A 13,987-nucleotide genomic window follows, 5' to 3' on the forward strand; every position below is an offset into this window, starting at 1 on the left:
GTGCGGGGCAGGCGTTTCAGGTGGGCCGGACGGCGCGGCCGCGGTGACCATCACCTGGCTGTGCGGGGAGTTGAGGATCCGGTGGAACGCCTCGATCCCTTCGGCCGTCCCCAGCGGGACGACGCCGTAGCGCGAGCGCAGCAGGGCCGCCGTCTCCGGCGTGACGTGCATTCCGCCGTCGGCCCAGAGCGGCCAGTTGACGGACTGGCTGTGCCCGCTGCGCTCGCCTCGGGTCACGAGGTCCCGGCGGTGCCAGGCGTAGGCGTCGAGGAAGGCGTTGGCCGCCGCGTAGTCGACCTGGCCGACGTTGCCGGAGGCCCCGGAGGTGGAGGAGAAGGTCACGAAGAAGTCGAGCGGGAGGGCGGCGGTGGCGTCGTCGAGGTTCACCACGCCCGACACCTTGGGTGCCAGGACGCCGCGGAACTCCGCCTCCTGCTTGCGCAGGATGAAGCCGTCGTGCGTGACGCCGGCGCTGTGGACGACGCCGTCGATCCGGCCGCACCGCTCCAGCGTCCGCGCCACCAGCGCGTCGGTGGCGGCGCGGTCGGCCGTGTCGGCCTGCTCGTAGTGCGCGGCGCGGGCGCCGAGGGCGACCAGCTCGTCGAGGGCGCGGAGCTTGTCCGGGCCGGACGGGGAGCGCCCGGTCAGGACGAGGGTGGCGTTCCCGGTCCGGGTGGCGATCTCCCGGGCGAGGACGAGGCCGAGCGCGCCCGTCCCGCCGGTGATCAGGTACACCCCGTTCTCCTTCCACGGGAGCGGGGTGGCGGCCGCCGTGGCGTCCTCGGCCCAGGCCTGCACCTCGCGCCGGCCGTCCCGGTAGCGGACGAGGGTGTCCTCCGGGTGGGCCCGGTTCTCCAGGATCCGTTCGACGGCCCTCGCCGGGGTGTCGTCCGGGTCGAGGAGAAGCAGCTGCCCGGTGACGTTCGGGTTCTCCAGCGCGGCCGTGCGGAGCATCGCGACGAGGCCGGAGAGCGGGAGCGCGTCCGGGCCGCCGGCGATCGCCAGCTGGAGGTGGGCCTTGCCGGCGGTGCCGCGCACCTCGGACTTCAGCCGCTCCAGAAGCTGCACCCCGTAGTCGGCGTACCGGCCGTCGAGGGTCCCGCCCTCGTCGGCCAGGACGACGACGTCACTGTCGTCGCCGCTCCTGAGCAGCTCGGCCGCCTCGGGCAGGCCCGCGAGGAGGACGGTCCGCCGTGCGCCGTCGACGCTGGAGGGCCCGCCCTGCGCGGGCCTCTCCTGCCACCGCGGGTAGGAGAGTGCCGCTGCGCCGGGGGTCCCCACAGGGTTGACCGGATCATGATGCACCGTCACTTGACGAGACGTTACATGATCACCAGTCGACTCCGTGGTGGAAATCGGATCATGATTCTTATTTAGATTCAGGACCCGGAACGACAGCCCGGCGATGCGTACACGGACGCGTCCCCGCTGGTCGGCCAGGTCGACATCGAGCTTGCGGATCGCCGCGTCGGCGCTCTCCTCCCCGCTCGGGCGCACCCACGCCCACATCGCGTCGGTGCAGGCGTCGAGGACGAGGACGTCGTCCACCGCGAACGGCACGGCGAGGCCGGAACCGCTGCGCGCCGCCCCCTCGGCGCCCGGCCGGCCGAGGACGCCGACGCAGGCCTGGAGCGCCGCGTCGAGCAGGCTCGGATGCAGCGTGAAGTCGCCCTCGGTGCCCCGGACCGGGTCCGGCAGCGCCAGCTCGGCCAGCGCCTGCCCCGGACCGGTCCAGATGTGCCGGACACCCCGGTGCGAGGGCCCGTACGCGATGCCGGCCGCGTGGTAGAGCTCGTAGCAGTCCGCGGCGGTCAGCCCGGGGAGGTCGCAGGCGTCCCGCAGGGCGTCCAGGTCGAGGACGGTGTCCTCGGCGCCCTCCACGAAGTAGAGGGTCCCCTCGCCGTGCAGGACGGACTCCTCGTCGTCCGGGGTGCCGTAGACGCGGAACCGGATGTCGCCGTCCGCCTCGGGGTGCAGGCCGACGTGCAGCTCCTGCGGCCGGTCACCCACCCGCAGCGGCTGCGCCAGCACGACGTTCCTCAGCGCCACCGGCGCGGACGGCTCGACGGCCGTGCGGCAGGTGAGGCAGGCGGCCGCGACGGCCATCTCCAGGAACGCCGTGCCCGGCATCGTCCGGGAGCCCTGCACGACGTGGTCGCGCAGGAAGAACTCCTCGCCGGTGAAGACCGAGCTGAACCGCTGCTCCGCGAAGTCCGAGGTGTTGGCCTGCACCAGCGGGTGCAGCCGGCCCGGCCCCTGCGCCGGCTGCGGCCCCTGCGGCGCCCGAGCCACCAGGGGCTCGGCGTCGAAGGGGAAGCAGCGCTCGCGCGCGAACGGGTAGGTCGGCAGCGCGATCCGCCGGGGGGTGGCGGCGCCGTGCAGCAGCCGCCAGTCCAGCGGCACGCCGTTGGCCCAGAGTTCGAGGAGCTTCTCGTACTTCCCCTTCCCGGCCCAGGCCCCGATCATCGCGTCGAGGTCGGTGTCGGGGGCGAACAGCGTCAGCACGGCGCTGTCCCGGGTGACCGTGCTCCGCACGACCTCGTCACCGGAGCCGCCGCCGGAACCACTGCCCGAACCGCCGTCGAGGAAGTCCCGGAGCTTCACCAGCAGGTCCGGCACCGACCCGGCGATGACGCCGAGGCGCTCCTCCATCGCCTCGCGGCCCACCTGCAGCGTGTAGGCGATGTCCGCGAGGGCGGCGCCGGCGTTCTCCGGGCGCTCCAGCCAGTCCGCCAGGTTGCCGGCCTGCGCCCGCAGCTGCTCCGCCGTCCGCGCCGAGAGCGGCACCACGGCGGGCTGCGCGTCGTCGGCCGCGGCCGGCTCGGCCGCCTCCCCGGGCAGGTACTCCGCGATGACGATGTGGGCGTTGGAGCCACCGGCGCCGAAGGACGAGACACCGGCGACCCGCGGGACCGCGGTGCCCGAACCGTCGGCCGGCGCCGGGCTGGGCCAGTCCGCCAGCTCCCGCTGCACGACGAACGGCGTCCCCGCGAAGTCGATGTGCGGGTTGAGCGGGTGCGCGTGCAACGAGGGGGCGAGCTTGCCGTGCTGGAGCTGGAGCAGGACCTTGGTGATGCCGGCGATGCCCGCCGCGCTCTCGGCGTGCCCGATGTTGCTCTTCACCGAGCCGATCGCGCAGAACTGCCGGTCCTCGGTGTGCTCGCCGAACGCCTTCGCCAGCCCGGCGATCTCGATCGGGTCACCCAGCGCCGTGCCCGTGCCGTGCGCCTCGACGTAGCCGACGGCGCGCGCGTCCACGCCCGCCGTCGCCAGGGCCCGGCCGACGACGTCGGCCTGGGCCTGCGGGTTCGGCACCGAGTAGCCGTTGGTCTTCCCGCCGTGGTTCACGGCCGTGCCCTTGATGACGCCGTAGATCCGGTCGCCGTCCGCCACGGCCTTCGCCAGCGGCTTGAGCAGGACGGCGCCCACGCCCTCGCCCGGCACGTAACCGTCGCCGCCGGCCCCGAAGCTCTCGCAGCGGCCGTTGGTCGAGGCGAACCTGCCCTGGCTCAGCAGCAGGTACTTGTTCGGGTGCAGCGAGAGGTTCACCCCACCGGCGACCGCCACCTCGCAGTCGCCCCACTTCAGGCTCTGGCAGGCCAGGTGGACGGCCGACAGCGACGACGAGCACATCGTGTCGACGCTCATGCTCGGGCCCTGGAGGTTGAAGTAGTACGACACCCGGTTCGCGATGGACGCGGGGTTGCCGGCCACCGCCAGCGGCGTGCCGCCGAGCTGCGCCTGGGCCCCGAGGAGCTGGTACTCCTCGTACATGACGCCGACGAAGACGCCCACCCGGCCGTCGAGGACGTTGCCGGTCCGGCTCTTCGCGGTGTCCCGGGTGTAGCCGGCGTCCTCCAGGGTGTCGTGGACGCACTGGAGGAACAGCCGCTCCTGCGGGTCCATGATCTCCGCCTCGCGGGGGGAGATGTTGAAGAACATCGGGTCGAAGTCGTAGGCGCCGTCGAGGAATCCGCCCCACTTGCTGTACGTCTTCCCGGGGGCGTTCGGGTCGGGGTCGAAGAAGCCGCCGACGTCCCAGCGCGAGGCTGGCACCTCGGTCACGCAGTCCCGGCCGGCCGCGAGGTTCTGCCAGAACTCGCGGACGTCGGCGGCCTGCGGGTAGCGCCCGGCCAGGCCGATGATCGCGACGTCACCGCCGCCCACGGGGCCCTGCGTCCGCTCCTGCTCCTGCTCCTGCGCCTGCGCCTGTGCCTGACCGGATCCGAGGGTGCGCCAGGCGCGGGCGGGAGCGGTCCGCTCCGCGGCGGCCGGCCCGGCGGACGGGGACGGCTGCGGGCGGGCGGCCACCGCGGGCAGCAGCTCGCGCATCCGCTCCGGGTGGGTCTCCAGGAAGTGCCGCGTCAGCGCCGCGATGGTCCGGTGCTCGAAGAAGAGCGTCTTCGGCAGCGAGCCGAAGACCGTCTCCAGCGTGCGGGTCATGTCCATCGTCATGACGGAGTCGACGCCGTAGTCCTCCAGCGGCGCCTCCGGGTCGATCTTGGCGGCGGGCAGGTCGATGACCGACGCCAGGAGCTTCTTGAAGTACGCCGCGGCCTTCTGGGCGGTGGCCTCGTCCTGAACGGCCACGTCCTGGCCGCTCACGTCCCGGCCGGCCGCCGGCTCCTCCGGGCGGTCCGCCGCCGGGGCCGGCAGGGCCGGGGGCCGGTCGGACGGCGCGTCGGCGAGGAGGCCCGCGAGGAGGGTCTCGCGCAGCCGCGGCCGGTCGCCCTCCAGCACCAGCACCTGGCCGTGCTGCGAGGCCAGCGCCCGGTAGAGGGCCCGGACACCGGTCTCCGTGCGCAGCGGGACGAGCCCGAACCGCTCGCGCAGCGACTGCTCGGTGCCCGCGTCGACGTGCATGCCGCCGTCGGCCCACAGGGGCCAGCCGAGCGACACCGTCCGGCCGTGCCGCTCCCCCGCCGCCACCAGCGTGTTGCGGTGGTGCGCGTAGGCGTCCATGAAGGAGTTGGCCGCGGCGTAGTCGGACTGGCCGACGTTGCCGAGGGCCCCGGCCACGGAGGAGAAGGCGACCAGGAAGTCCAGGTCGTCGCCCCGGGTGGCCTCGTCCAGGTGCACCAGCCCGGCGACCTTCGGTGCCAGCACGCGCGCGAAGTCGGCCTCGTCCTTGCGCAGGATGAAGGCGTCCTTGATGAACCCGGCGCTGTGCAGGATGCCGTCGATCCGGCCGTGCGCCTCGCGGAGCCGGCCGACGAGCGCCACGACGTCGCCCCGGACGGCCACGTCGGCCTGCTCGTAGGCGGCGTGGGCGCCGAGGCCCGTCAGCTCCGCCAGGAGCGCGTCCCGGCGCCCGTCGCGCGGCGCGCGGCCGGCGAGGACGATCCGGGGCTCCCGCACCCGGGCGGCGATGTCCCGGGCGAAGACGGCGCCCAGCCCGCCCGCGCCACCGGTGATCAGGTAGACGCCGCCGTCCTTCCACGGCACCCCGGCCGGGGTACCGTCCGCCTCCTCACGCCACCGCAGGACCTCGCGCGTCCCGCCCCGGTGGCGGACGGCGGTGTCCGACAGCGCGGCGCGGTCGGCGGCGACCTGGGCGGCCGCCTGCTCCGGGCCGTCCTGCGGGTCGACCAGCACGAGCTGGCCGAGCACCTTCGGGTTCTCCAGCCGGGCCGACCTCAGGACGGCGGCCAGCCCCGCCCACAGGGACGGCTCCTGCGCCGCCGGCGCGACCAGCTGGACGGGCACGCCCTGCTGCCCGCGCTCGCCCAGCACCTCCTTGACGGCGGCGAGGACGGTCAGCGCGTCCTCGGTGTAGCGGGCGTCGACGCCCGGCGCGGCGGAGTCCAGGCGCACGACCCGGGCCGTGCCCTGGGCCTCCAGCGCCGCCGCGACCTCGGGAAGACCGGCGACCAGCACCAGGCCGGCCCCGGTCACCCCGGTCACACTGTCCGCCCCGGCCGCCCCGGCACGGTCCGCGCGCTCGGCGGGGACCCAGCAGGGCGCGGCGAGCAGCTCCGCGGTGCCCGACGGCGATCCGGTGCCCGACGGCGATCCGGCGGCGGCCGGCTGTGCACCGGCGACCGGCTGCGCCGTGTAGGCGCGCAGCGAGACGCCCTTGAGGCGGACGCTCACCCGGCCCCCGTCGTCGCAGAGGTCGATGTCGAGGCGGCGGACGGCGTCGCCCGGCCGGCCGCCACCCTCGCGCACCCAGGCCCACATCACGGGGGCGCAGGGGCCGGTGATCTCCACCTCGTCCAGTGCGAAGGGCAGCAGGAGCGGCCCGCCCTCGTCCGCCAGGGGCAGCAGGCCCGCACAGGCCTGGAGGGCGGAGTCCAGCAGGGCCGGGTGCAGGCCGTAGTCGTCCAGCGTCCCCCGCACCGCGTCCGGCAGGACGAGCCGGGCGAGCACCTGGCCGTCGCCGGTCAGGAGGCGGTCGAGGCCACGGTGGCCGGGGCCGTAGGCGATGCCCCGGGCGCCGAACGCCCGGTAGGTCTGCTCCGCGTCGAACTGCGCACCGCCGCAGGCGGCCTGCAGCCGGGCCAGGTCGAGGGCGGCGGGGTCCGCCGGACCGCTCTCCGGGGCCACCCGGACGAGGCCCTCGCTGTGGATGACCGGCTGCGCGTCCGGGCCGTCCTCGTCGGCGGTGCTGTGGATCTCGAAGCCGACCTCGTCCGGGCCCTTCGGCAGCAGGCGGACCTGGACGGTCCGGGCCCTCCCGGTCACGGTGACGGGCCGCGACCAGACCACGTTGCGGATCCGCAGGCCGCCGTGCGGCCCGTCCAGCGAGGCCGCCACCGCGGCCCGGGCCAGCTCCAGGCAGGCCGCGCCGGAGAGCACGCGCTCGCCCTGGACCTGGTGGTCCTTCAGGAAGAACTCCTCGCCCGTGAAGACCGAGGTGAAGCGCTGCTCGTTCAGGCTGGAGGTGTTGGCGTGCAGCAGCGGGTGGAGCCGCCCGGCGCCGGTCGCGGGCCGCCGGTCGGCCGCGGTGCCCGGGGAGAGCCAGTAGCGCTCGCCCTGGAACGGGTAGGTCGGCATCGGCACCCGGCGGGGCGCGGCGCCGTCGTACAGCTTCTCCCAGTCGAGCACCAGGCCGGTGACCCAGAGCTCCAGCAGCCTGTCGTACTCGTGGCCGGCGGTCCAGGCGTCGAGCGCCTGCGCCAGGTCCTCGTCGGGGGTGAAGACGGCGAGCACTCCCTGCCGCCGCTCGACGCGGCCCCGGTGGAGCCCGTCGGCGCCCGCCTCGCCGGCCAGGAACGCCCGCAGGCCGGCGGCGAGTTCGCCGGTCGTGCCCGCGACGAGGCCGAGCCGCTCCTCGTAGGCCTCCCGGCCGGTCTGGAGGGTGTGGGCGAGATCGGCGAGCGCCGTGCCGGCGCCCTCGTCCTCGGTGGTCCAGTGCAGCAGCTGCTCGGCCTGGGCCCGCAGGCCGGCCTCCGTCCGGGCGGACAGCACGACGGCGGCGGGGCGGCCCGCGGAGTCCGCGGCGGGCCGGGCGGCCGGCGCGGGGCGGTACTCCTCGACGATGACGTGCGCGTTGGAGCCGCCCGCGCCGAAGGAGGAGATGCCGGCGATGCGCGGTGCCTCGGTGCCGTCGGCGGCGACGGGGCGCTGCCACGGTGCCAGCTCGCGCTGCACGCGGAACGGGCTGTTCTCGAAGTCGATGTGCGGGTTGAGCACCTCGGCGTGGAGGGAGGGCGCCAGCTTGCCGTGCTTGAGCTGGAGCAGCACCTTGGTCAGTGCCGAGATGCCGGCGGCGCTCTCGGCGTGCCCGATGTTGCTCTTCACCGAGCCGATCGCGCAGAACTGCCGGTCGTCCGAGTACTCCCGGAACGCCTTGGTCAGGCCGGCCACCTCGATCGGGTCGCCGAGCGAGGTCCCGGTGCCGTGCGCCTCGACGTAGGTCACCGAGCGCGCGTCGACACCCGCCTCGCGCAGCGCGTGGCCGATGACGTTGTGCTGCGCGCGGGGGTTGGGCACGGAGTAGCCGTTGGTCCGGCCGCCGTGGTTGAGGGCCGTCCCCCGGATGACGCCGTAGACGGTGTCGCCGTCCTCGACGGCCCGGGCGAGCGGCTTCAGCAGCACCGCGCCCACGCCCTCGCCGGGCACGTAGCCGTCGCCGCCCTCGCCGAAGCTCTCGCAGAGCCCCTTGCTCGACGCGTACTTGCCGTTCCCGAGCATCAGGTACTTGTTCGGGTGGAGCGAGAGGTTGACGCCGCCGGCGACGGCGAGCTCGCACCCGCCGGTCCGCAGGCTCTGGCAGGCCAGGTGCAGGGCGGTGAGCGAGGACGAGCACATCGTGTCGACGGCCAGGCTCGGGCCGTGCAGGTCGAAGACGTAGGAGATCCGGTTCGCGATCGACGACGCGCTGCCGGACAGGGTGACGTTGCGTCCCTTCGCCTGCTCCTGGGCGCCGTAGAGCTGGTACTCCTCGTACATCACGCCGACGAACACGCCGACGTTCCCGGCGAGACCGCGCGCGCCGTAGCGGCTGAGCGCCTCGCGGGTGTAGCCGGCGTCCTCCAGCGTCTCGTGCACGGTCTCCAGGAACAGCCGCTCCTGGGGGTCCATGAACGCGGCCTCGCGCGGGGAGATGTTGAAGAACAGCGGGTCGAAGTGGTCGGCCCGGTCCAGGAAGCCGCCCCACTTGGTGTACGTGCGGCCCGGCGCGTTCTTGTCCGGGTCGAAGTACGCGCCGTGGTCCCAGCGGTCGGCCGGGACCTCGGTGATGCAGTCCCGGCCCTCGGCGAGGTTGCGCCAGAACTCGCGGACGTTGCGGGCCTGCGGGTAGCGCCCGGCCAGCCCGATGACGGCGATCTCCGGGCCCTCGGGCTCCGTCGCGGGGCGGCGGGCCGGGGCGCGCCGTGCGGCCCGCCCGCGGCGCGGCGCCGCGGGGACCGCCCGGACCGCGGGAGCCGCTTCGACGGCGGGGGCGCCGGCGGCGGGCTCCTGGTCGTCCGCGCCCAGGAGCTCGGCCAGCCGCTCCCCGTGGGCCTCGACGAAGTACTCGGTGAGCGCGCTGATGCTCTGGTACTCGAAGAAGAGGGTCTTGGGCAGCGAGCCGAAGACCTGCTCCAGCTTGTTGGTCAGGTTCATCGTCATGATGGAGTCGATGCCGTAGTGCTCCAGGGCGTCGCTCGCATCGATCCGGTCGGCCGGCAGGCGCAGCTGGGAGGCCAGCAGGGTGACCAGGTACCGGCCGGCCCGCTCGGCCGGCGTGGTGGCGCCGGCCTGCGGGGGCGCGGCGTGGTGCTCGGGCTCGCCGTGGACGAGCGGGGCGTCCGCGGCAGGGTTCAGGTTCGCGGCCGGGGTCGCGGCCGCGTCGTAGGCCCGGGAGGTGAAGCCCCGGAGCCGGCAGCGGACGGCGCCGGCGTCGTCCAGGAGGTCGATGTCGACCTTGCGGACCCCGAGGCCGGGCCGGTCGTCGGCGCTGTACCGCACCCACGCCCACAGCCCGGACGTGACCGGCCCGAAGACCTCCAACTCGTCCAGGGCGAAGGGGAGGTGGAGAACGGTCCCGGCGGCGTCCGGGGCGTCGCCGGCGGCGCCGAAGAGGCCGACGGAGGCCTGGAACGCGGAGTCCAGCAGGCCCGGGTGGAGCACGAAGGCGTCCTGGGTCGCCGCTGCCCCGGCGGGGAGCACCAGGCGCGCCAGGGCCTGGCCGTCGCCGACCGCGATGCTCTCGATGCCGCGGTGCGCCGGCCCGTAGTCGATGCCCAGCTCCCGGTACGTCCGGTAGCACTGCGCGGCGTCGAGGCGGTCGGTGTCGCAGGCGGCCAGCAGCGCGGCCACGTCCACCGGCCCGGCCGGGGCGTCGGCGGCGGGGACGGCCACGCCCTGGCTGTGCACGACGGGCGCGGCGTCGGCGGCGCCGTCCTGCAGGCTGGAGATCTCGAACGCGACCTCGCCGTCCGCCTCGGCGAACAGCGTGGTCCGCATGTGCACGGGCCGCCCGTCCGCGGTGACGGGGCGGGCCCAGACCACGTTGCGCAGCGTCACGCCCTGCGGGCGGGTGTCGAGCGAGGCCTCCAGGGCCGCCCGCGCCATCTCCAGGTAGGCGGCGCCCGGCAGCACCTTGCGGCCCTTGACGACGTGGTCCGTCAGGAAGAACTCCTCGCCCGAGAACACCGAGCCGAACCGCTGGGCGTCCAGGGAGGAGGTGTTGGCGTGGACGAGCGGGTGGAGCCGGACGGCGCCGGGGGCGGCGGCCGGACGGCCGGCGGTGAGGTCGCCCACCCAGTAGCGCTCACGGGCGAACGGGTAGCCCGGCAGCGGGAGCATCCGCGGGCCGTTCCCGCGGTGGAGCCGGCTCCAGTCGACGGCCAGGCCCTTGACCCAGAGGTCGAGCAGCCTGTCGAACTTGCCCTTCCCGATCCACGCGTCGACGGTCGCCGCCATGTCGGTGTCGGTGGCGAAGCCGGCCAGGGTGTCCCGGTGGTCCCTGACGTTGCCCAGGTGGAGACCCTCGACGTCCTCCTCGCCGGCGACGAACGCGGTGAGCCCGGCGGTGAGTTCGGCGGCGGAGGTGACGGGCAGCGCGAGCCGCGCCTCCATCGCCTCGCGGCCGGACTGCAGCGTGTGGGCGACGGCGTCGAGGTCCAGGGCCGCGGCGTCCTGGCGGACGATCCACTCCAGCAGGGCCCGGGCCCGCTCGCGCAGCCGCTCGCCGTCCTTGGCCGACAGCACGATCAGGCGCGGGGCGCCGTCGTCCGCGCCGGTGCCGCCGGCGGCCTCGCGGCGGTACTCCTCCACCACGACGTGCGCGTTGGAGCCGCCCGCGCCGAAGGAGGAGACACCCGCGATCCGGGGCCGCTCCGTCGTGCCGTCGGCGCCGACGGGCCGCTGCCAGTCGGCCGCCTCCTGCTGGAGGCGGAACGGCGTCCGGGCGAAGTCGATGTTGGGGTTCGGCTCCTGCGCGTGCAGGCTGGGGGCGAGCCGCCCGTGCCGCATCTGAAGGACGATCTTCAGCAGTCCGGCGATGCCGGCCGCCGCCTCCAGGTGGCCGATGTTGCTCTTCGCCGAGCCGACGGCGCAGTACTGCCGGGCGTCGGTGTCCTGCGCGAACGCCCGGGTGAGGCCGTCGAGTTCGATCGGGTCGCCGAGCTCCGTCCCGGTGCCGTGCGCCTCCAGGTAGCTCACCTCGTGGGCCTTGACGCCCGCGCGGTCCAGCGCCTCGCGCACCACCTCGGCCTGGGCACCCGGGTTGGGCACGGTGTAGCCGTTGGTCCGGCCGCCGTGGTTGATGCTGCTGCCGCGCAGCACGGCGTGGATGACGTCGCCGTCCCGCTCGGCGTCCGACAGCCGCTTGAGCAGCACCACGGCCACGCCCTCGCCGGGCACGAATCCGTTGCCGCCGGCTCCGAAGCTGCGGCACTTCCCGTCGTGCGACAGCATCCGCTTGCCGGACATCAGGGTGTAGTTCGACGGGTGCAGGTAGAGGTTGACCCCGCCCGCGAGCGCGAGGTCGCACTCGCCGCGCCGCAGGTGCTCCATCGCCTCGTGAACGGCGCTCAGCGAGGACGAGCACATGGTGTCGACCGGCAGGCTCGGGCCCCGCAGGTCGAGCAGGTACGAGACACGGTTGGCGACCGAGGCGAAGGACGTCAGCGGGTGGAGGTTCTCGTTCTGCTCCCGCAGCGCGGGCCCGTAGAGGTCGAAGCCGGTCTTGGAGACGCCGGCGAAGACGCCGACCCGCCCGCGGTGCGCGTCGGCCAGGCGCCGGCGGGTGTAGCCGGCGTCCTCCAGCGCGTTCCAGGACTCCTGGAGGAACAGGCGTTCCTGCGGGTCCATGTTCATGGTCTCCTGCGGCGAGATGCCGAAGAAGAGCGGGTCGAAGTCGGCGAAGCCGTCGAGGAAGCCGCCCCACTTGCTGTAGCTGCGGCCCAGCGCGACCGCCTCGTCGCGGTCCGCGTGGTAGAAGCCCTCCAGCTCCCAGCGGTCGGCGGGGATCTCGGTGACGCAGTCCCGCCCGGCGGCGAGGTTCTGCCAGTACTCGTCCAGGTTCGCCGCCTGCGGGAACCGGCCGCTCATGCCGACGATGGCGACGGCGTCCGCGGCGGACGGCGCACCGGGTGCGGGGGGTGCGGCGGGGACGGGGGCCGGGGCGGGGACGGGGGCGGGCTCCGCGACGACGGGGCGCTCGGCGACGGCGGGGCGCTCGGCGACGGCGGGCCTCCCGGCGGCGGCCGGGGCCGGGGCCGCCTCAGCAAGGGCCGCAGCGGCGGCGACCGGGGCCGGAGCGGCGAGCCCGGTCCAGGTGAGGCACGTCCCCCGGTGCTCCCGGAGGAAGTAACCCGCGAGGGCCTCCAGCGAGTTGAACTCGTAGAGGACCGTCTTCGGGACGGCCTCGAAGGTCTCGGCGAACTTCCGGTTGAGCCGGGTGACAACGATGGAGTCGATCCCGTAGCTCTCCAGCGGGGCCTCGGCGTCGATCTTCGCCGCCGGGAGGCCGATGACGCCGCCGAGCACCTGCCGGAGCCGGTGCACGACCTTGTCGCGCAACATCCCCTCGTCGCCGGCCGCGGCCGGCGGCGCGGAGGCCGGCACCACGGCGGGAACGGCGGGAACGGCGGGAACGGCGGCAGCCGCAGGGGCGGCCGCGGGCTGCTCCAGGAGCGCCCGGCGGATGCGTGCGCCGTCGCCCTCGACCGCCATCACCTGCGGGAGCTCCAGGGAGAGGCTCTCGTGCAGGACGCGGACCCCCGACCCGGTGCGCAGCGGGTGCATGCCGACCTGTTCCAGCAGCGCGCGCTCGGTCTCGGCGTCGGGTGCCATGCCGCCCTCGGCCCAGAGCGGCCAGTTGAGCGAGAGGCTGCGGCCGGAGCGGCGCCCCTCGGCGACCAGCCCGGCGCGGTGGTGGGCGAAGGCGTCCATGAACGCGTTGGCGGCCGCGTAGTCGGACTGGCCGACGTTGCCGGTGACCGCCGCCGCGGAGGAGAACAGGGCGAAGAAGTCCAGCGGGTCGCCCTGGGTGGCGGCGTCCAGGTTGACCGTCCCGGCCACCTTGGGGGCCAGGACGGCGCGCAGGTCGTCGGCGCTCTTGCGCAGGACGAAGCCGTCCCGCAGGACGCCCGCGCTGTGGATGACGCCGTTGACGGCGCCGTGCTCCTGCCGCACCCCCGCCAGGAACGCCGCCACGCCGGCGGCGTCGGCGACGTCGAGCGGGGTGTAGTGCACCTGTGCCTGCGGGCTCCGCAACGACTCCAGCAGCCGCCGCCTGTCCGCGTCGAGCGGGGAGCGGCCGGTGAGGTGGACGGTGGCGCTGCGCACCGAGCTCAGCACGTCCCGCGCGAAGATCAGCCCGAGGCCGCCGAGGCCGCCGGTGATGACGTAGGTGCCGCCCTCCTTCCAGGGCAGCGCGGGCCGCTCCGGGGCGGGCAGTTCCCGCCAGGCCAGGACGGACCGGCCGCCGTCGTGCAGCCGGACGGCGCGCTCGGCCGGGCGGTCCCGGCTCGCCAGGACCTGCCCGGCGGTCGTCGCCACCGGGGCGTCCGCGTCGACCAGGACGAGCTGGGGCACCAGCCGGGGGTTCTCCAGGGCCGCGCTCTTCAGCAGGCCGAGCAGGCCGGCGCCGAGGGCGTCCTCACCGTTCCACGGGCAGACGACCTGCACCAGCGTGCGGGGCGGCGACGGCAGGGCGAGGAGCCGGCGGACGGCGTCCAGCACCTGGCCCGCGAGGTCGGTGTAGCGCTCCGCGAGGCCGGTGGCCGGGCTCTCCAGCAGGCGCACCACGGCCGTGCTGTCGGACTCCTGCAGGGCCCGGGCCAGTTCGCCGGGGCCTGCCAGCAGCACCAGGTGGCCGGGCTCGCGGCCGGTCGCCGGCGAGGCGTCGGCCGCCTCCCAGACCGGGTGGAACCGGACCAGCTCCGGGCCGGCCGGCTCGTGGCCTGCCTGCTCCGGGCCGGCTTCCGCGTGGCCGGCCACCTCCTGGCCGGCCACCTCCTGGCGGCGCCTCAGGAACTCCTTGACGTGCTCCCGGGAGACGCGCTGGGCCTTGAGGTCCAGCAGCAGCTGTTCGAGTTGCCTGTCCATG

General features: G+C 75.0%; 1 protein-coding gene (only partly in view). It reads right to left on the reverse strand.

What is annotated here, in order from left to right:
- Nucleotides 1-13,986 carry the 5' portion of an SDR family NAD(P)-dependent oxidoreductase gene (locus tag C2142_RS05095; RefSeq protein ID WP_148641275.1) on the reverse strand. 42 nt of this gene lie to the left of the window's left edge, so the window shows 13,986 of its 14,028 coding nt (coding positions 1-13,986); the start codon lies at nucleotides 13,984-13,986; its stop codon lies beyond the left edge, outside the window.
- Between the last annotated feature and the right edge of the window lies 1 nt (nucleotide 13,987).

The sequence above is a fragment of the Streptomyces sp. CB01881 genome, from assembly GCF_002953255.1.
Taxonomy (GTDB): domain Bacteria; phylum Actinomycetota; class Actinomycetes; order Streptomycetales; family Streptomycetaceae; genus Kitasatospora.